Source organism: Isoptericola sp. NPDC056618, assembly GCF_042792715.1.
GTDB lineage: Bacteria > Actinomycetota > Actinomycetes > Actinomycetales > Cellulomonadaceae > Isoptericola > Isoptericola nanjingensis.
In genome coordinates, this window is sequence record NZ_JBHTVZ010000001.1 from 33,153 (window position 1) to 53,914 (window position 20,762).

Annotated in this window: 17 protein-coding genes; 2 read left to right on the forward strand and 15 right to left on the reverse strand. The window is 75.0% G+C overall.

Features of this window, described 5'->3' with window-relative positions:
* Positions 1–123: 123 nt before the first annotated feature.
* Positions 124–1,065, forward strand: coding sequence for a DUF1254 domain-containing protein (locus tag ACFQ8T_RS00145; RefSeq protein WP_430544547.1), 942 nt, complete (start codon positions 124–126; stop codon positions 1,063–1,065).
* A gap of 33 nt (positions 1,066–1,098) precedes the next feature.
* Here ACFQ8T_RS00145 and ACFQ8T_RS00150 read toward each other — a convergent pair whose 3' ends face one another.
* From ACFQ8T_RS00150 to ACFQ8T_RS00205, 12 genes are all read right to left on the reverse strand, one after another.
* On the reverse strand, positions 1,099–2,295 hold the full coding sequence (locus ACFQ8T_RS00150) for an MFS transporter (RefSeq protein ID WP_430544548.1): 1,197 nt from the start codon (positions 2,293–2,295) through the stop codon (positions 1,099–1,101).
* Entirely contained in the window at positions 2,292–3,272 is a 981-nt protein-coding gene (locus tag ACFQ8T_RS00155) for an acetylxylan esterase (protein WP_430544549.1), read from the reverse strand. The genes ACFQ8T_RS00150 and ACFQ8T_RS00155 overlap by 4 nt, the downstream gene beginning before the upstream one ends.
* Before the next feature lie 48 nt (positions 3,273–3,320).
* Positions 3,321–4,817 (reverse strand): polysaccharide lyase 6 family protein, encoded by a 1,497-nt coding sequence (locus ACFQ8T_RS00160; RefSeq protein ID WP_430544550.1) that lies wholly within the window; start codon positions 4,815–4,817, stop codon positions 3,321–3,323.
* Between the two features lie 25 nt (positions 4,818–4,842).
* Entirely contained in the window at positions 4,843–7,314 is a 2,472-nt protein-coding gene (locus ACFQ8T_RS00165; protein ID WP_430544551.1) for a polysaccharide lyase 8 family protein, read from the reverse strand.
* Between the two features lie 91 nt (positions 7,315–7,405).
* Positions 7,406–8,737 (reverse strand): GDSL-type esterase/lipase family protein, encoded by a 1,332-nt coding sequence (locus ACFQ8T_RS00170; RefSeq protein ID WP_430544552.1) that lies wholly within the window; start codon positions 8,735–8,737, stop codon positions 7,406–7,408.
* A complete protein-coding gene (locus ACFQ8T_RS00175; protein WP_430544553.1) occupies positions 8,734–9,360 on the reverse strand; it encodes a DUF624 domain-containing protein in 627 nt (208 codons plus the stop codon). Before ACFQ8T_RS00175 ends, ACFQ8T_RS00170 begins: the two co-directional genes overlap by 4 nt.
* The gene (locus tag ACFQ8T_RS00180; protein WP_430544554.1) at positions 9,357–11,540 is read right to left on the reverse strand and encodes a hypothetical protein; all 2,184 of its coding nucleotides are present in this window, start codon (positions 11,538–11,540) and stop codon (positions 9,357–9,359) included. The genes ACFQ8T_RS00175 and ACFQ8T_RS00180 overlap by 4 nt, the downstream gene beginning before the upstream one ends.
* A complete protein-coding gene (locus ACFQ8T_RS00185; protein ID WP_430544555.1) occupies positions 11,537–13,522 on the reverse strand; it encodes a heparinase II/III family protein in 1,986 nt (661 codons plus the stop codon). Before ACFQ8T_RS00185 ends, ACFQ8T_RS00180 begins: the two co-directional genes overlap by 4 nt.
* A complete protein-coding gene (locus ACFQ8T_RS00190; protein ID WP_430544556.1) occupies positions 13,519–14,271 on the reverse strand; it encodes an SDR family NAD(P)-dependent oxidoreductase in 753 nt (250 codons plus the stop codon). The genes ACFQ8T_RS00185 and ACFQ8T_RS00190 overlap by 4 nt, the downstream gene beginning before the upstream one ends.
* Positions 14,272–14,324: 53 nt before the next feature.
* Positions 14,325–15,254 (reverse strand): carbohydrate ABC transporter permease, encoded by a 930-nt coding sequence (locus ACFQ8T_RS00195; protein ID WP_430544557.1) that lies wholly within the window; start codon positions 15,252–15,254, stop codon positions 14,325–14,327.
* Complete coding sequence (locus ACFQ8T_RS00200) at positions 15,241–16,191, reverse strand: carbohydrate ABC transporter permease (RefSeq protein WP_430544558.1); 951 nt, start codon at positions 16,189–16,191, stop codon at positions 15,241–15,243. Before ACFQ8T_RS00200 ends, ACFQ8T_RS00195 begins: the two co-directional genes overlap by 14 nt.
* A gap of 60 nt (positions 16,192–16,251) precedes the next feature.
* On the reverse strand, positions 16,252–17,535 hold the full coding sequence (locus tag ACFQ8T_RS00205) for an ABC transporter substrate-binding protein (RefSeq protein WP_430544559.1): 1,284 nt from the start codon (positions 17,533–17,535) through the stop codon (positions 16,252–16,254).
* A 202-nt stretch (positions 17,536–17,737) separates the two neighbouring features.
* Here ACFQ8T_RS00205 and ACFQ8T_RS00210 point away from each other — a divergent pair, with 202 nt between their 5' ends.
* A complete protein-coding gene (locus tag ACFQ8T_RS00210) occupies positions 17,738–18,790 on the forward strand; it encodes a LacI family DNA-binding transcriptional regulator (protein WP_430544560.1) in 1,053 nt (350 codons plus the stop codon).
* A 6-nt stretch (positions 18,791–18,796) separates the two neighbouring features.
* Here the strand turns inward: ACFQ8T_RS00210 and ACFQ8T_RS00215 are convergent, their stop codons facing one another.
* From ACFQ8T_RS00215 to ACFQ8T_RS00225, 3 genes are read right to left on the reverse strand one after another with little or no spacing between them, the layout of a single operon-like run.
* Positions 18,797–19,564: an anti-sigma factor family protein gene (locus ACFQ8T_RS00215; protein WP_430544561.1), complete on the reverse strand. Its 768-nt coding sequence runs from the start codon at positions 19,562–19,564 to the stop codon at positions 18,797–18,799.
* A complete protein-coding gene (locus tag ACFQ8T_RS00220) occupies positions 19,561–20,076 on the reverse strand; it encodes a sigma-70 family RNA polymerase sigma factor (RefSeq protein ID WP_430544562.1) in 516 nt (171 codons plus the stop codon). The genes ACFQ8T_RS00215 and ACFQ8T_RS00220 overlap by 4 nt, the downstream gene beginning before the upstream one ends.
* Positions 20,073–20,744 carry a YceI family protein gene (locus ACFQ8T_RS00225; protein ID WP_430544563.1) on the reverse strand — a complete coding sequence of 224 codons (672 nt, stop codon included), beginning with the start codon at positions 20,742–20,744 and terminating at the stop codon, positions 20,073–20,075. Before ACFQ8T_RS00225 ends, ACFQ8T_RS00220 begins: the two co-directional genes overlap by 4 nt.
* Between the last annotated feature and the right edge of the window lie 18 nt (positions 20,745–20,762).

The window sequence follows — 20,762 nt, forward strand, 5'->3', positions numbered from 1 at the left end:
CGCACCCATAGCGTGACACCGCGACCGGGCCGCGCCACCTGCGGCGGGGCCCGGCCGTCGTCACGCACCCCTGTCCCGCAGCTCCCCGCGGGACGTCGCCCGCACCCCCGAGGAGGTACGGCCATGGCCGTCCAGGTCAGCATCGACAACTTCGCCCGCGCGGAGACGGACACGATGATCGCGAGGATGCTGCCGATGGTGGGCGGCCTCGGCACCTTCCACCACGACCGCGCCCTCGCTCCGCTCGACGAGCAGCCGGTGATCCGGCAGAACCGGGACACGCTGTACTCGGTGGCGATCGTCGACCTGGGCGCGGGAGACGCGACGCTGACGGTGCCCGAGGTCGGCGACCGGTACCTGTCGGTGATGGTGATCAACCAGGACCACCACATCAACCGGGTGGTCCGCGAGGCCGGCTCGTCCGTCCTCTCCCGTGACGAGTTCGGCACGGACTACGTGGTCGTGGCGGCGCGGACGCTCTTCGACCCGACGAGCCCCGCCGACGTCGAGGAGGTGCACCGCCTCCAGGACGGGCTCGCCCTCGCCACCGCCGAGCAGCGCGAGTTCGTGCGCCCCGAGTACGACCCGGCCAGCCACCAGGAGGTGCGCGGGGCCCTGCTCACCCTCGGCCGCACGATGGGCGGCCTGGAGCACTGCTTCGGCCGGGCGGAGGACGTCGACCCGGTGCGGCACCTCGTCGGCACGGCCCTCGGGTGGGGCGGCCTGCCCGACGCCGAGGCGTCGTACCTGAACGTCGAGCCGCGGCTCCCGGTGGGCCGGTACACGATCACGTTCGACGACGTCCCCGCCGACGCGTTCTGGTCCCTCAGCGTCTACAACGCCGACGGCTACTTCGAGCCCGGCCCGAGCGGCCTGACCAACGTGAACTCCGTCTTCGCGACGCCGGACCCGGACGGCCGTGTCACGATCCACCTCGGCGACTGGCCCGACGACACGCCCCACCGCATCCCGCTGCCCGAGGGGTGGAACTTCACCGTCCGCCTGTACCGACCGCGGCTCGACGAGCTCGCCACCTGGACGGTCCCGCCCGTCGTGCCCGCCTGACTCCCGCCGAGGCCCGCGGTCCGGTTCGGCCGCTCAGCCGACCCGGACCCGGCCGTAGCCGACGGCGACGGCGACGCCGGCGAGCGCGAACCCCGCCCACGCCCACCCGCCGTGGGAGAGCGGCCCGGCGAGCAGCGCACCCACGACGGACGACCCGACGACGCCGCCCACGGCGAGCGCCAGGCCGTTGACGCCGAACCGGGTGCCGACGGACGCGGCGGGCGCTCCCGCCGCGACGACGGCGCTCATCGCGGGCTGGAAGACCATCTGCCCGAGGGTGAACACGACCATCCCGGCGACCAGGGCCGCGACTCCGGGCCCGCCGCCCAGGACGGCGATCCCGGCCCCCATGGTCGCGACCCCGAGCGCGAGGACCACCGGCAGCCGCAGCCGCGCCTGCAGCCACCGCGTGACGGGCACGGTCAGCACGAGCACGAGGACGGCGGCCGAGGCGTACACCGCGCCGACGCCGACGCTGCTGCCCAGCACGGCGTCCAGCCGCAGCGGCACGACGAGCTGCAGCTGCGTGAAGATCGCCCACGCCGCCGCGTTGAGAACGCACAGCGCGACGAGCGCGCGCCGCGCCTCGCGCCGCATCCCGCCGGACGACGGCGGGTGCCCCTCGGCGTCGGGCGCCAGCGGTTCCTCGGGTGCGGCCGCCGGCTCGGCCGCGCGCCCGAGGCCCCACCAGGTCAGGGGCGCGGCGGCGAGGAACAGGCCTGCCGCCACCCCGCACACCACGTCGAACCCGGTGGCCACGAGCAGGCCGCCGAGCAGCGGGCCGACGACGAACCCGGCGTTGCTCAGCGCCTCGCGCCGGGCGAAGACGTCGGGCCGGGCGCCGCCGAGGCGCGCGTACGCGGCGTAGGACGCGGGGTGGAAGAGGGCGCCGCCGAGGCCGACGGCGACGCCGGCCGCGCCGACCGCGAGCGGCGTCGTCGCGAGGGCGAGCGCGCCGAAGCCTGCGGCACGGACGAGCACGCCCGCGACGATGGTCCGCCGCACGCCCCACCGGTCGGCGAGGACCCCCGCCGGGAGCTGGAGCCCCTGCTGCGCGCCGGCACGGATCCCGGCGAGCAGCCCGACCAGCGCCAGGCCGAAGCCCAGCCCGTCGGCCAGGTGCACGGCGAGCAGCGGCACCAGCACGTAGAAGCCCGTCGCCATGACGAACGTGTTGCCGTACAGGGCGAGCATCGCGCCCCGCGGCGCGGTCCCGTCGGGGGCCGTCACCGCGGGCCGAGCACCCCCGCGAGCGCCGCGAGCTTGCGCGGCATGTCGTACGCCGCCCCGCCCTCGTGCCCGTTGTACGGGAAGACCTCGATCTGCGCGGGCCCGCCGTACCGGTGGTAGGCCGCGAACACGGTGGACGGCGGGCAGATCTTGTCCATGAGCGCCACGGAGAACCACCCGGGGCAGCGGGCGCGCGCCGCGAAGTTGGTGGCGTCGAAGTACGACAGCGTGCGCATCACGTCCTCGACCTCGAACCGGTGACCCTTGAGGTAGCGCGCGATCTCGGCGTACGGACCCTCGTCCGTGATCTGCGACGCGCGGCGGTAGTGGCTGAGGAACGGCACGTCGGCGATCGCCCCGGCGAGGTCGTCGCGCAGGCCGGCGACGGCGAGCGCGAGCCCGCCGCCCTGGCTGCCGCCGACCACCGCGACCCGGGTCGGGTCCACCTCGGGCAGCGCCTTGACGGCGTCGACGGCGCGCACGGCGTCGGTGATCAGACGCCGGTAGAAGTGCTTCGCCGGGTCCTCGATGCCGCGGGTGAGGAAGCCGGGAGACGACGACCCGTGGCCCTCGGGGGCGACGTCCGGGGTGTCGGCGGTGGTCTTGCCGCCGCCGCCCTGGCCGCGGTTGTCCATCACGAGGTGCGCGTACCCGGCCGCCGACCACGTGAGCCACTCCCACGGGACGCCGCGCCCGCCGTTGTACCCGATGTACTGGACGACGGCGGGCAGCGGCCCGCTGCGCTCGCGCGGCAGCATCAGCCACGCCTTGATCGGCTGCCCGGCCCAGCCGGAGAACGTCACGTCCCGCACCTCGACGGTCGCGAGCCCGGCGTCGAAGGGCGCCTGCTCCGGCTCGGTGGCGGCGGCCGCCGCGGCGTCGAGCGTCTGCTTCCAGAACGCGTCGAAGTCCGCAGGCTCCTCGGGCTCGGGCCGGTAGGCGCGCAGGTCGTCGAGGGGCTTGTCGAAGAAGGCCATGCGGGTGCTCCTGGGTCGTGGCGGGACGAAGGGTGCGGGCGGGGTCGGTCAGGGTGCGGCGGGTCCGACGTCGTCCCGGTCGAGGGGCCGCCGGGTGACGGGCGCGGACGACACCTCGTCGGCGCCGACGTCGGGCCGCACGTCGCGGGGCTGGCCGTCGACGTCGTCGGCGAGGAACGGGTACGTGCCGACGGCGGTGTTCATCGCCGGGCCGGGGCGCAGCCGCCACAGCCCGCCGGAGCGGACGAGCAGCGGGTCGACGACGCGCACCTCGCGCGGCGCGGCGTCGATGCCGAGCGTCGCGGCGCCCGTCGGCCACGAGACGTTGCCGGAGTAGGTGACGCCGGCGGGCTGCTTGAGCTCCTGGAACAGCGGGCCGGCCGAGCCGACGACGAGGTTGTCGGCTACGAGCGAGTCCACCGGCGGGAGGACGTAGTTCGCGCCGACCTCGACGTTCGAGGTGTTGTCGACGAACGTGTTGTGCACGACCGTCGCGCGGTGCACGCGCCAGTGGGCCGACGTCGAGCCGGAGCCGTCCACGTCGCCGCCGTCGATCTGCAGCGCCGCGGTGTACCCGGAGCCGCGCAGGCCCTCGAAGTAGTTGTCGAACACGAGCTGGTCGTCGCCGTAGAGCCGCACGCCGCCCGTGCCGGGCTTGCCCTCGCCGAGGAAGACGTTCCCCTGGATGACGTTGCGGTCCCCGCGGCGGGCGACGAACGCGCCCGCCGACCGGCGCACGGTGTTGAAGCGCACCGTGTTGTCGTCGCTCTTGATCGAGACGATCTCCGGGTCGGAGTCGGTGTTCTCGAACACGTTGTGCTCGACCACGGCGAAGGAGCTGGAGTCCGACAGCGCGGAGACGCCGAGCCGGATCGCCTCGCCGCCGTTGACCGGCTGCGCGGGGCTGTCGCCGAACCAGTTGTGGTCGATCCGGTCGTGCTGGGAGATCTGCGTGGCCCCGCCGTAGACGGTGACGTAGTTGCCCATCAGCGTCTTGTCGTGGAAGGCGTTGTGGTCGATGCGGTGGTAGCCGCTGCCCTCCCCCGAGATCTGGAGCCAGTGGCGGGACGACGTCGGGTCGGCCGGCGGCTCGAACCGCAGCGCGACGTCGTTGCGCGTGAACCGCACGTGCGTGGACGCCGTGATCTTCAGCGTGGTGGCGTTCCGGAAGGTCAGCCCGCGCACGACGACGTGGCTCGACCGGGCGACCTCGAGCTGGCCGCCCGTGACGACCGCGCCGCCGAGGGTGGCGCCCTCCACGACGACCGGCGCGTCGGCGGTGCCCGCCTTGTCGGCGAGCTTGACCATCGTGTACTCGCCGTCGGCCAGCACGATGCGGTCGCCGGGCAGGGCGGCCTTGAACGCGGCGGCCAGCTCGGCGCTGGTGCTCACGCGGACGGTGCGCAGCGGCGCGGGGTCCGCGTCCTCCGCGGCGGCCGCGGAGCCCGACGCCGGGGGCGCCGCCGCGGTTGCCACGGCGGGCGCCGCGACGCCGCATGTCAGCCCGAGGGCGAGGACGAGAGGCAGCGCGAGGTGCTTCTTCATGGTTCCTCCAGGGTTCTCGCGACGGTCAGACGAACGAGGCGGTGACGGTGGCGCCGGCCAGGCCGGCGGTGGCGGCGACGATCCGCCAGCCGGCGCCGCGCCTGGTCACGGTGACGCCCGGGTCGGCGGACACGAACCGCAGCCCGTCGCGGTTCAGATCGACGACGACGGTGTCGCGGGCCTGCGTCGGGTCGCTCAGCGCGACGGTGGTGGGCCGGGTCCACTCGGTGCCGCCCGGGCCGCCCGTCTCGTGCACGACGACGGACGCCGGGCCGTCGGCGTGCAGCGACCCGCCCTCCCCGGGCTCGCCCGCGCCGACGGGGACGGACGCCGCCGCCCAGAAGTTGGCGGCGAGGGTGCCGCCGAGCGCGACGGCGTGGACGTCGTCGTCCTGCCCGAGGACCCGCAGCCCCGGCGCGGTGCCGCACGCCTCCGCGAACGCGCGGGTGCCCGCGGTGTCGGCCGCCGGGAGCATGACGTAGGCGTACGTGGCCCCGGCGGGCGCTGGCCCGTGGTCGAGCCACGCCGTGACGTAGGGGCGGGTCACCGGGGTGTCCGTGCCGTACTTGACGTTGATCTCGCGCCAGGTGTGCGTGCGGTCCTCGCGCAGGGCGTGCAGCCGCGCGCCGCCGGGGAACACGTAGCCCGCCGTGCCGGACAGGTGGCACCAGCGCACGTCGTCGAGCGCGGCCGACCAGCCGTCGCCGATCCCCTGCGCGACGCCGTCGACGACGAGCGCGGCGCCGTCGCGCACCTTGCGGTTCTCCACGACCGTCTCGACGCCGCCGGCAGCGGGCGCCGTGATCCCGGAGCCGACGCAGACCACGGCGTCGTCGACGAGGAACCAGCTCTTGAGGGCCCGCAGGTCGGAGCCGCGGGCGCGCAGGTCCTGCCCGTACGCGCCGACCGTGGCGCCGGGCACGGCGGCCCCGCCCACCCAGGTCGCGCCGTTCGTCTCGCGGAAGTGCGCGCTGTCCGCGAGGCGCGCGGTGTCGACCGTGGTGCCGGGCAGGCGGTACGGGTCGACCGTGGGCCAGTAGTCCTCGCTGTAGTGGCCGAGGTCGTCGGTGTACAGCAGCACCATGCCGTCCGACAGGTGCCAGCCGTGCAGGTTCTCGTTCTGGATCGACTCGTAGTTGTACACGCGGGCCGAGTACGCGCTGACGCTCACCGCGAACCCCGGGCGGTGGTGCACCGCCTTGTCCATCGCCGGGTACTGCCGGTGCGCGACGAGCGCGCCGCGCGGCGTCGGCGACGTCGCCAGCAGCGCGTTCGCCGCGACGACGGACGCGGGCGTCGTCGCCGCGAGGAAGTCGCGGTAGGTGTCCTCCACGATCCACTGCGCCACCAGCGAGGTCAGGGTCGCGGCCTGCGACTCCGGAGCCGACGGGATGAGCCGGAGCGTGCCCTCGACGACCGTCTGCGTGGGCGCGTGCCCCTGCTTGCTGGGCCGCGCGATCTCGCGCCCGCACACCGACGCGACCATGTCGCCGCGCGCCATGAGCGGGTCGAAGGCGTCGGTGACCCACGCGTAGACGTTCGCCAGCGCCGGGTCCGTGACCTGCCACGGCGAGTCGCCGAGCAGGTGCAGCAGCGACGACAGCGTGCCGAGCAGCTCCTTGCCGTAGCCGCCGTTGTACGGGTGCTTCCAGTGCTGCAGGAACGAGCCGTCGCGGAAGAAGCCCTCCCCCGTGCCCTCGCCCTCGGCGGTGCCGCCGTCGACGAACGCCAGCACGCTGTTCGCGCCCCCGCCCTCGACGTCGCTGAGCGCGTCGCGCACGCGCAGCAGCGCGGCCTCGTCGCCGTCGAGCGACGCGCGCACGGCGACGACGGTCGCGATCCACACCCGGTTGGCGCCCGTGGCGATCTGCCGGTCGGCGCGCCACAGGTTCGGGTCCGGCGTGTAGTGGTCGATGGCGGCCGTGCTGCGGGCGAGGGCGTCGCCCAGGTGCGCGCGCAGCACGACCAGCGTGTCCGCGAGGGCCGACGCCGAGCCGATCTCCCAGTCCCAGTCGTTGTCGAAGCGCGGGATGCCCGGCCCGTAGACGTGGTCGTGCATCCAGGTGATGCCGTCGGCGACGGCGTCCGCCACCGCGGCGTCGCCCGCGACCGACGTGCCCGGCGTCGCCCACGCGACGGCGATCGAGCGCAGCCGCTTGAACGTCGTGGTGACGGTGTTGGACCTCGTCCAGTCGGCCAGGTCGGGCCAGAGGGACGTGCGGCCGGAGGCGCGGTCGAGCGTCGCGAGGACGGTCGTGGCCGCCCTGTCGACGCGCCGCACGGCGGCCTTGACGTGCGCGTCGGCCAGGTCCAGACCAGGGCCTCCGGTCTGGAGCACCGCCCAGCGCTCCACCAGCTCGGCCGTGGTCGAGGCGGGCACCGCCCGGGCGGGCAGGCTCAGCGCGGGCGCCAGCGCGGCGGCGCCGGCGAGGGCGCCGAAGCCGCGCAGCACGCTGCGGCGGGTGGGCGCGGGGGCGCCTGGGCGGTCTGCGGGCATGCTCAGTGCTGTCGAACCCGGTGTGTCGATGTCCATCACGATCCCTCTCGTCGTCGAGCAGGTGGGTGGAGCGGTGGTGCGGTGGGAAGGGTCAGCCCAGGAGCGCGCGCCGCGGGACGGCGGCGGCCATCGCCGCCGCGCCGGCGGGCGTGGGGTGCAGGCCGTCGCCGCTGTCGAAGGCGGGAGCCAGCCGCGCCGGGTCGGCGGGGTCGGCCAGCGCGGAGGCCACGTCCGCGACGGCGTCGAAGGCGCCCGCCCCGCGGCCCGCCTCCGCGAGCAGCGTGGCGTTGACGACGCGGCGCTCCTCCTCGAGCGCCGGCGTCCAGCGCTGCCAGCCGCCGAACGGCGTGATCGTGGTGCCGACCACGCGCAGCCCGCGGTCGCGGGCGCGCAGCACGAGCTGGCGGTACCCGGCGAGCAGCACGGCGGGGTCGGTCTGGCTGGGCGGCTGCTGCAGGTCGTTGACGCCGAGCACCACGAGCAGCGTGTCGATCCCGGGCAGGGCCAGCGCGTCGCGGTCGAGGCGGGCCTGGCCGCTGGGGCCGAACCGCTCGTCGTCGAGCAGCACGCGGTTGCCGCTGACGCCGAGGTTCGCGACGCCGACCGGGCCGCCGCGCTCCGCGAGACGGCGGGCGAGGTGGTCGGCGAACCGCTGGTCGGCGTCGTCGGGCGTGCCGACGCCCTCGGTGATCGAGTCGCCCAGCACGGCGACGCCGGGCACGCCGGGACGCTCGACGTCCACGCCGACCAGCAGCACCGCCGACCGCGTGGTCTCCGCGCCCTCGAAGCCGGGCCCGGCGTCGGCGGTGAGGTCGCCCGCACCGACGTAGCCGGTGGCGTGCGTGTTGCGGTGGAAGCTCAGTGCGCCCGTAGGTCCCGGGAGGTGGAGGCTGACGACGAGGTCGCCGCCGTCGGGCACGTCGAGCCCCGCCGGGTCGCTGACGAGCGTCGCGCCCGACGCGAGGAGCGCGCCGCGCTCGCCGCCGAACGTGACGGTCGTGACGGTGGCCGGGTCGACGGCTGCGCCCGCGCCGGACAGTCCCGGCGCGCGGCGCGCGACCGTCACCGCGCCCACCCGCACCGGCGCTGCGGAGAACGTGCCGGCGAGGCGCACGCGCAGCGCTCCCCCGTGGGCCGTGCCGGCGCTGAGGCGCAGCACGTGCCGCACCGTGCGGTCGGCGACGCCGCCGAGCACCAGCGGGTCGGTGGCGGTGGGCCGGGTGTGGGCGGTGGTCCACGACGGCACCCAGGTCGTCGTGCGGGTCCGGGCCGCGGCGGTGCCCGCGAGCGCGGCGACACCGTCGAGGGCCGTGGCCCGCGGCGCGAGGAGCAGCGCGCCGGTGGTGGCGAGGGCACCGGCGAGCAGGGAGCGCCGGGCGACCGCGCTCGTGCGCGGAAGGGCCTGGGCGGTGGTGCCGGTCATGCGTCGTCCTCCGTCTGGTCGAGGATCACGAGCCCCACCAGGACAGGGACGCTCGCGCACAGCAGCAGGGGGCCCGCGGGGACCACGAGCGAGAACACGGGCGTCGCGACGGCGGCGCCCAGCAGGGCGGTGCCGCGGGGCACCGAGCCGAAGGCGAACCACAGGGCGCCGGGCACCCAGGTGCGCACCGACCCGTCGGGCCGCGCGGCCGCGACCACCGCGAGCGCCAGGTGGTACGGCACGGACGCCACGAGCAGGCCGAGCGCCAGCATCACGAGGACGACGGCGGCCGGGCCGGACCGCCCGACGAGGAACACGACGTCGACCAGCAGCAGCACCAGCCCCGCCGTCGAGGCGACCGCGTGCCCCAGCAGCGGCCGCCAGTACGTGCCGAACGCCCGGAAGACGCCCGTGAACGAACGGCCGTCGCCGTCGGTGCGCCAGGCCCGCAGCGTGCTGCCGACGGCGGCGAGCGCCGGGAGCCACGTGACGACGCCGAGGCACAGGACCGCGAACGCCGCGCCCGCGGCCACCGGGTGGGCGAGCCACTCCAGCCAGCCGAGGAAGGTCTGCGACCAGCGGCGCGAGCGGTCCTGCCGCTCGGGCGCCGGCGCGGCCGTCATCGCCGCCCCGCGAGCGGGAGCACGGCGGTGACCTCGGCGTCGCCGTCGCGGCCCGTGGTGTCGAGGACGGTGCGGCCGTCGAGCTCGACGCGCCGCGCCCCGACGACGGCGACCCTGTCGCCCGCGACCAGCACCGCGCGCGCCAGCGCCGTCACGCCGTCGGCCTCGATCGCGCCGTCCGGCCCGGCGAGGTACACCCGCTCCCCGCCGCCCAGGTCCGCCCCCACCCCCGCTGCGGGTGCGCTCGTGGCCCCTTCGTGCGCCGAATCGGGGCCACGATCCCACCCACAACGAACCCGGGCGGTGGACGGCGTCGGGCGGAAGGCGTCGAACGGCTCGATCGTCGTGACGGCGAGCAGGTCGCGGGACGCCGGCGGGGTGACGCGCAGCGTGTGCAGCCGCCGCGTCACGACCAGCGACGGGGTGCTCGACGTCGGGTTGGCCGCGACGTCGGTGACGACCTGCTCGGCGTGGGCGCCGCCCGCGGCGTGGGTCGTGAGCCACGCGCCCGCGCGGCCGTTGCGCAGCACGCGGCGCACGGTCCCCTCACCGGCACCGCCGTCGTCCTCGCCGCCGGTCCCGTCGTGCGGGACGTCACGGTCCACCGCGTCGGACGGGTGGTCCGCGTGCAGCAGCACGGTCCACTCGCGCGGCGCGGTGGCGCGCCCCCGGTCGACGACGACGGTGCGGCCGGACGGCATGACCACGAGCGTGCGCTCCAGCCGCTCGACGCCCAGCTCGACCGGGTACATCCGCCCGGTGCGGGCGCGGCCGTGCAGGAACCCGCCCTCGGCGAGGACGTCGACCATGTCGGCGGTGCGGTCGGGCGGGGCGTCCGCGTAGACGTGGTACCGCCCCTCCCCCGCGAAGCCGTGGCCGTCGACGAGGACGAGGTTGTGGTGGCCCGCGCGCTTCTGGTTGGAGTACCCCTCGTCGACCAGCAGCCACGCGCCGCGCGACGCGAGCACGAACGACCCCGCGTCCGGGTGGTGGTGTCCCGCGCTGAGCGTGTCCCAGCCGCGCTCGGCGTCGATCCGCCGCGAGGTGTCCCACGCGGTGTGCCCGCCGCCCGGCGAGGACTTGAACGACACGAGCGTGGCGTCGTCGTCCCACGACGTGCGGTGCACCAGCAGCCCCAGGTCCTCGAACGCCGCCTGCGCGGGCACGGACGCGGCCGGGTCGACCGGCGCGACGGACGCGTCGTACCAGAGCAGCTCGGCCCACGCCTCGGGCAGGACGCCGGGCTTCACGCCGCTCTCGTACGCCTCGCGCCAGAAGAACCGGTCCGCGACGGTGTCGGCCAGCCACTGCGCCTCGCCGATCCCGTACCGCGCGGCGAGGATCCGGTACAGCGCCACGCTGTGGCCGCTGCGCCGGTCGTGGCAGTCGCCGTGGTCGACGATCTCCTCGTAGCCGGGCGCGGCCTGGTGCAGCCGGTAGAAGAACGTGCGCGCGAGGAACCGGCACCGGTCCCACCAGTCCAGTCCCTCGGCGTCGTGCAGCAGGTCGAGGTACGTCGCGAGCCACGGCACGCCGTAGCGCCAGTAGACGACGCCCTCCATGTCGGAGCCGTCGGCGGGCAGCACGTCGACGACGGTGCCCATCGCCGCCTTGGCCCGCTCCGTCCAGGCGGGCACGCCCAGCGCGTACCCGACGGTCGCGAGGCCGGTGTGGCAGATCCAGTGGTGGTTCTGCCAGTACGAGCTGGACCACCAGCCGCCCTCGCTCGCGACGGCGAAGTCGTGCAGCCGCTCCCCCTGCAGCGCGAGCTTGGCGCGCAGCGCCTCCCGGCGCCCGGGGTCGAGGTCGTCGCCCAGCCACGAGTACGCCAGCGACAGCCCGTGCAGGATCCAGCCCGCGTCGAGGTCGTGGTCGGGCAGGTGCGCGCGGCCCCAGTGGTCGAACGAGACGGCCGCGGAGATCCAGCGCCACGCCTCCTCGAGGTAGTGCCGCTGGCCCGTGAGCCGGTACGCGAGGGCGAGGTTCGCGGCCGCCGGGCCCAGGTACGTGATGCTCGCGAGCGGGTGCTCCGCGGGGGGCGCGGTGCGCCGGTACAGGTCGCACTGCTCGGCGAGCCGGCGCCACTGCGGCGCCAGGTCGCCGTCCAGCCTCGCGCGCAGGTCCGCGAGCCGTGCCTCGCCGAGCAGCAGCATCCGCCCGGGCGCGATCGTCCCGGTCACGCCGTCGCCCCCTCGTCCGTCGTCGAGCCGGCCAGCTCCGCCGGCAGCGGGTGGACGTCGACCGCGCCGTCGGCGCGGTGCACCCGCACCTCCGCCGCGTCGAGCTCGACGCGCGTGACGTCCGCGCCGCCGTCGCGCGCCTCGGCGTCGGCCTGGAACACCGACACCCACGTCGCCGACGTCGCGGCCTCGGCCGCCCAGTCCACGTGCGCGCGCTCGCGCTGCGGGTCGTCCGCCGGCCCGGGGCCCGGGACGACGACGGCGCGCACGGGCACCGCCCCGTCCCGCCCGGCCGCGCGGGCGGCGTGCACCCCGTCGAGCGCCTCGGCGCCGCGCCAGGCCGTGCGCACGACGTCGGCGTCCGCGCGCACCCCGAGCGGCACGTCGGGCCGCAGCCCCAGCGTGAGCCGCCGCGGCCGGTCGGCGCGCGCGTGCGCGACGTCGAGCAGGTACCCGTCGCCGAGGACGACGTGCCGCACGGCGCGGGCGCCGTCGTACCAGGACGTCGCGTCGCCCCGGACCTCGACGGTCAGGGACCGGTCGGTGCGGGCCAGCAGACGGCCGGTCGCCTCGGCGGGGTCGGCGTCGTCGACCCGCACCACCGGGTGCGCGGCCGCCGACGCGTAGTGCGCCCGCCAGGCCGGGTGCCCGTACGGCACCTGGCCGGGGTCGGGCTGCCACGGGGTGCTGCGCCCGAACAGGGCGAGCGCGAGCTTGTCGTGATGGCCGTGCCCCGCGCCGTGCGGGCCGTGGTCGAGCACGGCGTGGATCCCCGCGCCGCGCAGGACGGCGATCCCCACCTCCTCGTCCACGGTCACCGCCGGGCGCGGCGCGCGCGCCACGGCCAGGGGCGGCCCGGCGAACCAGCCCGGAACCGTCCGGCGCAGCTCGTCCTCGAGGCCGTCCGTGGGCTCGTCGTCGCCGTCCCCGGCGGCGGCCTCCGTGCGGGCGTGCGCGGCGACCGCGGCCAGCCCCGCGTCGGCGACGAACCCGTCTGCCAGCGCGGCCAGCTCCGTCCACTCCAGCGCGAGGGCCGGGCGCGAGTACGGGCCGTCGTGCACCGACGGCAGGACGCCGCCGTCGGTCGCGAGGCCCGCGAGCACGTCGACCATCGCGACCAGCCGGTCGCGGGCGGCCGCGGGGAGCTCCGCCGGGGCGGTGCCGCGCAGCGACAGGAGATAGGCCCGCACCACGAAGCCGTGGTAGTACGTGCTCGCCTCCCACTCCCACCCGCCGCGGGTGCTGGCGGCGAGCGCGTGGGCGAGCTGCCCGTGCTCCCCCGCCAGCCACTCGTCGTCGGCGACGGCGGGTGCGGCCCCCTCGCCGCGCACCAGCGCGGCGGCCCGGCTGCACACACGGCCGGCGGCGTTGAGCCAGGCCGTGTAGTTGGAGGTGAACTTCCCGTCGGCCACGAGGCGCCCCCGCGCGGCGCGGGCCGCCTCGGCGGTGGCGTCGAGCATCCCCAGCACGGGGGCGAGGTCGCCCGCCCGCCCCGGGTCCGCCTCCGCGAGCGACCACACCGCGTGCCCGACCGACACCGCCCAGATGGCGTCGGTGAGCGCCTGGTGGAACAGCCGCCCGCGGAGCATCCAGTCCTGCGCGCGCTCGTGCTCGCCGCCGCCCGTCACCTCGGCGTAGACGTCGGCGTAGGCCACGAGCAGGCGCACCGCCTCCGCCCGCGTCGCCTCGTCCCCCGTGCGGGCAGCCCGGTGCGCGAGCACCCGGGCCCGCCGTGCCCACGCCTGGTGGCTGAGCACCAGCCAGGCGCCGCGCACCGGCTCCGTGTCGACCGCGCAGCCGTGCGGGCAGCGCACGCCGCCCGCCGGCGGCACCGGCCCGGGGATCCCCGCGTGGGAGAGCTCCGTGCCGTGCGTCGGGCAGACGAGGTCGTGCCACCAGCCCCCGCGCTCGCGCGGGAGGCCGGCCGCGACGGTGTCGGCGGCGGGGACGGCGTCCGAGGTGACGGGGGCGAGGGAGGTCATCGCGGCCAGGTCCCCCCGTCGATGTCGAGGGTGGTGCCCGTGATGTACGACGCCTCGCGCGAGGCCAGGTACTGCACCGCCGCCGCGACGTCCTCCACGGTGCCGGGCCGCCCGACCGGCGTGCCCGCGACCATCTTCTGCTGCGCCTCGTCGGTGCTGAAGGTGCCGTGGAACGCCGTGTCGGCGATGTACCCGGGGGCCACCGCGTTGACGGTGACGCCCTGCGGCCCGAGCTCCTTGGCCAGGCCCTTGACGAAGCCGCGCACCGCGGCCTTCGATGCCGCGTAGACGACCGACCCCGGCCCGCCGCCGTTGTGCGCGGCCAGCGACGACATCGCCACGATGCGCGCCCGGTCCGACTCGAGCAGGTGCGGGATCGCGGCACGGCAGGTGCGGAACGTGGACCCGAGGTTGACGTCGACCACGGACTCGTAGTGGTCGTCGCTCATCTCCGCCACGGGCACGCGACCCACCAGGTGCCCCGCGTTGCACACCACGACGTCGAGCCCGCCGAGGAAGGCGACCGCGTCGGCGACGAGCCGGTCCACGTCCTCGGTCGAGGTGACGTCGGCCTGCAGCGCGACCGCCTTGCGGCCGAGCGCCTCGATGTCCGCCACGGTCCGCGCGGCGGCGTCGGCCGAGCTGCCGTAGTGCACCACGACGTCCGCCCCCGCGGCGGCCAGCCCGAGCGCGACGCCGCGCCCGATCCCGTGCCCCGCGCCCGTGACGAGCACCTTCGCGTCCGTCATGTCCATCGCCATTCGCTTGCCTCTCTGTCCGACGGGCGACCGGTCGCCGCCCGTCACTTGATGCCCGCGTTCGCGAAGCCGCGGACGAAGTACTTCTGCCCCAGCAGGAAGAGCGCCACCATCGGCAGGGTCGCCAGGGTGGTGCCGGCCATGAGGAAGGCCCACTGGGTGTCGTTCTCGGTGCGGAACACCGACAGGCCCACCTGGATCACGCGCATCGAGTCGGTGCGCGTCACGAGCAGCGGCCACAGGAAGTTGTTCCAGGAGCTCTCGAAGGTCAGCAGCGCCACGGTGATGAACGCCGGCTTCACCAGGGGCGTCATGATCCGCGCCCAGATGCCGAGCTCGCTCACGCCGTCGAGCCGGGCGGCCTCCTCCAGCTCGACCGGCAGGTCCAGGTAGAACTGCCGGAACAGGAAGACGGCGAACGGCGTCACGGCGCCCGGGACGATGAGCGCCCACCAGGTGTCGAGCCAGCCGGTGCCGCCCTGCCCGAGGATGTCGTTGCCCCCGAACAGCGGCATGAACCGCACGATGAGGAACTCGGGGATGATCTTCGTGTAGGTGGGGATCATCAGCGCCGCGACGAACCCGAGGAACACCAGCTCGGACCCGCGGAACCGGAGCCGCGCCAGCGCGTAGCCCGCCATCGACGCGACCACGAGGTTGATGGTCGTGTGGCTCACCGCGATGATCAGGCTGTTGCGCGCGTAGGTGAGGAACGGCGCCGCGGCCAGCGCGTCGGCGTAGTTGCCCCACGCCCACTCGGTGGGCAGGAAGGTGGGCGGGCTCGCCGCGATGTCCGCCGGCGTCTTGAGCGACGTCAGCACCATCCACACGAACGGCACCACCATCACGACGGCGATGACGCCCAGCGCCACGTAGAGGGCGGTCCGCGAGAGCCGCCGGCGCGTCGCCGGGGAGCGCCCGACGACGTCGAGCGTGGTGCGCGGCGAGGTCGCCGCGAGATCAATGCCGGCCACTGTCGCCTCCGTTGAGCCGTCGGTTCGCGAGGGTCAGGAGCAGCAGGAAGACGAACAGGATGATCGACTGCGCGCACGCGTAGCCGACGCGGAACTCCCGGAACGCCGACTTGTAGATCTCGTACGTCATCATCGTGGTCGTGTTCGCCGGCCCGCCGTCGGTGAGGATGTAGATGAGGTCGAACGCCTGGAAGGCGGAGATGACCGAGGTGACGAACACGAAGAACGTCGCGGGCTTGAGCAGCGGCAGCGTGATGCTGAAGAACTGCCGCGTCTTCGACGCCCCGTCCACCGACGCCGCCTCGTAGACGTCCTTCGGCAGGGACTGCAGCGCCGCCAGGTAGATGAGCATCTTCAGGCCGATGCCCTGCCAGATGCCGACGACGATCACCGACGGCATCGCCCACGTGGTCGACGACAGCCAGTTCTGCGCCGGGATCCCGAAGAAGCCGAGCACGGCGTTGAGCAGGCCGTTGCGCGGGTCGTAGATCCACAGCCACACCAGCGCGACGGCGATGGTCGCCGTCACCTGCGGGATGAACACGGCGGTGCGGAACAGCGCCCGGGCGCGCAGCTGCGTGTCGAGCATCAGCGCGATGAGCAGCGCGATGCCCATCGCGACCGGCACGGTGAAGAACGCGTAGACCAGCGTGTTGAGCATGCCCCGGCGGAACACCGGGTCGGTCAGCGCGTCCACGTAGTTCTGGATCCCGTTGAAGCGCGGCTGCGTGAGCACGTCGTAGTTGGTGAACGACAGCACGAACGCCGCGATCACCGGGATGCCGATCCAGATCAGCGCGTGCAGGAATGCCGGCGCCACCATGAGCATGCCGGCGCGGCGGCGGGCCGCCCCCGCCCGCCGGCGCCGGGGCGCGGGCGAGCGGGGCGGGACGACGGGTGGTGCGCTCACGTCGCGCGGCGCGGAGACGACGGCCACGACGACCCCCTCTTCATCGATCGGTGTGTCGGGTCATGCCAGGTCATGGGACGGACCGGGTCACAGCCGGGCGATCGCGTCGTTCGCGATGCCGGCGAGCTGGTCGATGGCCGCCTGCGCGGACTGCTGCCCGACGATCGCCGTCTCGAGGGTCGGCTTGATCTTCTCCCGGATCTCCATCCAGGCCGGGGTGCCGCCCTCGGACCGCGCCTTGTCGAGGTTGGTGATGGCGAACTCGACCATCGGGTTGCCCTTGACGTAGTCGCTGTCCTTGAGGTCCGAGATCGCCGGGACGGAGCCGCGCTGCTCGCTCGCGACCAGGACGGCGTCGGGCGAGCCCATGTACTCGACGAAGGCGCGCGCCGCGGCGGGGTACTTCGTGGTGGCCGACTGCGACACCATCGTGCCGCCCTGCAGCATCGCGGGGTTCGTGTTGCCCAGCACGAAGGTGCCGATCTTGTCGACCAGCTCGGGCGACTGCTGCTGCAGCTGCACGTACAACGAGTTGTTGGTCATCATGATCGCCGAGGTGCCCTGCTGGAGGGTGGTCGGCTGCCCCGCCTCGGTGGTGAGGGCGAAGTCGGCCGAGCCGTCAGCCATCATGTCGAGGAAGAGCTGCAGCGACGCGACCCCCTCGGGGCTGTCGAAGAGCACCTCGCGTCCGTCCGCGGAGAAGAGCTCGCCGGAGTTGCCGAACAGGAACGTCTCCCAGCACTGGCGCAGGTCGATGGAGAACGGGTCGAAGCCGACGCGCGTGGTCTTCCCGCCCTCCTTGACCGTGAGCTGCTTCGCGTAGTCGCGCAGCTCGTCCCAGTTCTTCGGGGTGCCCGTGAGGCCGGCCTCCTCGAAGAAGTCCTTGCGGTACGCGACGATGCGCGTGTCGAGCACCATCGGCAGGGCGTAGAGCTTGCCGTCGAACCGCGACGGCTCCAGCACGCGCTCCTCGTACGTGTAGCGCGTGGCGAGCGACTCGGGCAGCGGGGCGATCGCGTTCTTGAAGGCGAACGGCGGGACCCAGCCGACGCCGAGCGTGACGACGTCGGGCATGAGCCCGCTGGCCAGGCCGGTGGTGATCTTCTCGTTCAGCGAGCCGTAGTCGGTGTAGTCGACGGTGACGTTCACGTCCGGGTACTTCTCGTTGAACTGCTTGATCAGCTTGCCCTCGAGCGTCTCCTTGCCCGTGGCGCCCTCGAACAGCGCGCACAGGAAGGTGATGTCGCCCTCCACCGGGCCGGTGGGGTCGGCGGCGGACGAGCCGCTGGGGCTCGTCGTGGCGCAGCCCGCCACGGCGGCCGCGGTCCCGAGGCCCATGGCCGTGAGGAAGCTGCGACGGCTGAATTCCATGACAAGCCCTTTCGATCGGCGTTGATCTCACGAAGGCGAGGGGGAGCCGACGGCGGCTCCCGGTGTAACGATGCACTGACCATAGAGTGGGACTTCACCTCCGTCAAGCGGTCCTTTGATGCCCTATGATCGGCGCCAGACAGTCCATCGATGCACTGGCGAGGTGGGCAAGAGCCCGGAACCGAGGAGGCCGCACGAGCGCATGGCTGGCATCACGATCCTGGACGTCGCGCGTGCGGCAGGAGTGTCCACGAGCACCGTCTCGAACCTGCTGAACGGGCGCACCGGCCGCATGCTGCCCGAGACCCGCGAGCGCGTGGAGAGCACCATCAAGGAGCTCGGCTACCGCCCCAACCGCGCCGCGCGCCAGCTGCGCACGGGCAAGCCGCAGGTCATCGGCCTCGTCGTGCCGTCGGTGGGCAACCCGTACTGGGGCGCGCTCGCCCGGTACCTCGAGGCCGCCGCGCTCACCGAGGGCTATCACGTGCTCCTGTGCAACTCCGAGCGCGACCCCGCCCGCGAGCGCCAGTACGTCGACGAGCTGGTCTCCGACGGCATCCGCGGCATCGTGCTCTGCTCCTCGCTGCCGTCCCTGGAGCACGTCTCGGGCCTGCTCGACGACGGCCTCCGGCTCGTCGCGTTCGACCGCACCGCGCAGGCCGACGACCCGGTCGGCCTCGTGAACGTCAGCGTCGACAACGCCGTCGGCGCGGAGCTGATGGGCGAGCACCTGGTGTCGCTGGGCCACCGGCGCATCGCGTTCCTCTCCGGGGCGATCCGGTCGGTCAACCGCACCGAGCGGTTCGAGGGCTTCCTGCGCGCGCTGGAGCGGGCGGGCATCGCGCGGCCCGACGTCGTCACCTGGCCGGGCAGCAGCGGCGCCGACGGCGCGTTCGGCGACGTCGAGGCCGCCGAGCTCGGTCGCGTCGCCGCCACCGAGCTGCTCGCCGGGCCGAACCCGCCCACCGCGATCTTCGCCGTCAACGACATGACCGCCATCGGCGTCTGCCGCGCCGTGCGCGACGCGGGCATGGAGGTCGGCCGGGACGTGTCCGTCGCGGGCTTCGACGACATCGTGCTGGCCGAGCTCTACTCGCCGCGCCTCACCACCGTGCGCCAGCCGATGAAGGAGATGGCGGCCGCCGCCTTCCGGGCGCTGCACGGCCCCGACGAGGGCCCGGCGTCCCAGGGCTCCTCGCTGCTGTTCCGGCCGGAGCTCGTGGTGCGCGACTCGACGGCCGCCGTCGTCGCCTGACCTGCGTCACAGGGCCGCGGCGGCCAGCGTCCCGCCGCCCGCGTGCGCGATCTCGACGCGCGCGATCCGGTCCAGCGGCACCGACGACGCCGCGCCGAGGCCGGTGGAGGCCGTGCCCGACCCGGTCCACGTCGCGGCGACCGTGCGCCCGCCGTCGTGGTCGACGAGGACGAGCTCGTAGGTCGGCGCCCCCGCAGCGTCGTAGCCGCCCGAGCGCGGCGGGTACGTGCAGCTCCACTCCAGGCTGGTCCCCCACGCGCGGGGGGTCGCGGTGAGCGACGCCCGCACGTCGACCGCGCCCACCGGCTCGAGGTCCACGGCCGTGGACTGCGCGACCGGCGACGAGGGCGCCGGGCCCGGGCCCTCCCCCGCGCCGCCGAGCGCCAGCCCCGCGCCGACCCCGCCCACCAGCAGCGCCGATGCCGCGACCGCGACCAGCGAACGGCGCCGGCGCCGCGAGCGCCGGGCCGCGCCCGCCAGCGCCGCGAGGGGCACGACGTCCGCCAGGTCGCCGTCGTCGCCCCCGCCCACCCCCGCCCCCGCAACCCCGCCCGCGGCCGTGCCCGCGACCGTGCCCCGGGGGTCCGACGCGAGGGCGTGCTCCGCGGGCACGGAGGCGAGCAGCCCGGGCAGGCCCGCGAGCTCCGCGACCGCCGCACGGCACGCGTCGCAGCCGACCAGGTGCTCCTCGTAGTCACGCCGGTCGGCCGGGCTCAGCGCGCCCAGGACGTACGCGGCGTCCCACTCGCGGTACGGGTCGGTCGGCGCGGTCATGGCGTCACTCCCTTCTCCTGCAGGGCGAGCCGCAGGGCGCGCAGGGCGTAGTGCATGCGGGACTTCACGGTCCCGGGCGGGACGTCGAGCTCGGCGGACAGCTCGGCGACGGACCGCCCGCGGAAGTAGGCGCCCACGACGACGGCGCGGTGCTCGGCCGACAGGTCGGCGAGCGCGTCGGCGACGAGCCAGGCGTCCAGGACGGCCTGGGTCCGGTCCGGCTCGGGCTGCTCGGGCAGGCGCCCGGTGGCGCGCTCGCGGGCGTGCCGCGCGCTGCGGAGCTGGTCGACCACGAGGTGGCGCGCCACCGTGAACAGCCAGGCGCGCACGGACTCCTCCGGCCGATCCAGCACCTCGGGGTGTCGCCACAGGCGCAGCAGCGACTCCTGCACCACGTCCTGCGCGTCGGCGTCGGCGGGCACCAGCCGCGCGACGAAGCGCTGCAGGTCCGGGGCGTGTGCGGCGTGGATGGCCTCGAGGAGCTGCTCGTCGGCGCGGGAGCGCGGCCTCATGAGCGCTCCAGCGCCAGCGAGATCTCGACGGCACCGTCGTGGTCCACGCGGACGAAGCCGAGCGACGGCGCAGCGATGTCGTAGTCCGCGAACGTCACCGGCACCTCGGCGACGACCTGCACGCCCTCCCCGACGGCCGCGACCTGGGCCGCGGCCACGACGTCGCGCGTCACGCCGTGCACGGTCAGCTCGCCCGGCAGGTCCACCTCGGTGGCGCCGGCGGCGAGCGGCACGGGCTCGGTGACCGTGAAGAGCGCGGTCGGGAACGTCCCCACCTCCATCACGCTGCCACGGAAGTACGCGTCCCGCGGCGGTTCGTCGGTGTGAATGCTCGCGACGTCGACCGTCACCTCGCCCGACGTCAGCGCACCGTCCTCGACGGTCACGGTGCCGGTCACCTGGTCGGTCCGCCCGGTCACGGTCACGTCCTCGCCCCGCAGCACCTCGTGCACGCGGTAGCCCGCCTCCGACCCGGGTGCCACCGTCCACGTGCCGTCGAGGCCCGCGGGGTCGGCGAGCGGAGCCCCCGACGTGGAGAGCGTCGGGGGCTCCGCCGCGGCGCGGTTGGCGTGGTCGGCGTACAGGCCGGGGCCGACGAGCACGGCGGCGCCGCCGAGCAGGACCAGCCCGGCTCCCGCCCCCACCAGCACCTTCGTCCGTGACCGCACGACCGCTCCTCCCGCCCC

Bases quoted from the DNA above. Each gene is read 5' to 3' on its own strand.
- ACFQ8T_RS00145 (WP_430544547.1), top strand. From the start codon at position 124: ATGGCCGTCCAGGTCAGCATCGACAACTTCGCCCGCGCGGAGACGGAC.
- ACFQ8T_RS00155 (WP_430544549.1), bottom strand. From the start codon at position 3,272: ATGGCCTTCTTCGACAAGCCCCTCGACGACCTGCGCGCCTACCGGCCC.
- ACFQ8T_RS00160 (WP_430544550.1), bottom strand. From the start codon at position 4,817: ATGAAGAAGCACCTCGCGCTGCCTCTCGTCCTCGCCCTCGGGCTGACA.
- ACFQ8T_RS00165 (WP_430544551.1), bottom strand. From the start codon at position 7,314: ATGCCCGCAGACCGCCCAGGCGCCCCCGCGCCCACCCGCCGCAGCGTG.
- ACFQ8T_RS00170 (WP_430544552.1), bottom strand. From the start codon at position 8,737: ATGACCGGCACCACCGCCCAGGCCCTTCCGCGCACGAGCGCGGTCGCC.
- ACFQ8T_RS00175 (WP_430544553.1), bottom strand. From the start codon at position 9,360: ATGACGGCCGCGCCGGCGCCCGAGCGGCAGGACCGCTCGCGCCGCTGG.
- ACFQ8T_RS00185 (WP_430544555.1), bottom strand. From the start codon at position 13,522: ATGACCTCCCTCGCCCCCGTCACCTCGGACGCCGTCCCCGCCGCCGAC.
- ACFQ8T_RS00190 (WP_430544556.1), bottom strand. From the start codon at position 14,271: ATGACGGACGCGAAGGTGCTCGTCACGGGCGCGGGGCACGGGATCGGG.
- ACFQ8T_RS00205 (WP_430544559.1), bottom strand. From the start codon at position 17,535: ATGGAATTCAGCCGTCGCAGCTTCCTCACGGCCATGGGCCTCGGGACC.
- ACFQ8T_RS00210 (WP_430544560.1), top strand. From the start codon at position 17,738: ATGGCTGGCATCACGATCCTGGACGTCGCGCGTGCGGCAGGAGTGTCC.
- ACFQ8T_RS00215 (WP_430544561.1), bottom strand. From the start codon at position 19,564: ATGACCGCGCCGACCGACCCGTACCGCGAGTGGGACGCCGCGTACGTC.
- ACFQ8T_RS00220 (WP_430544562.1), bottom strand. From the start codon at position 20,076: ATGAGGCCGCGCTCCCGCGCCGACGAGCAGCTCCTCGAGGCCATCCAC.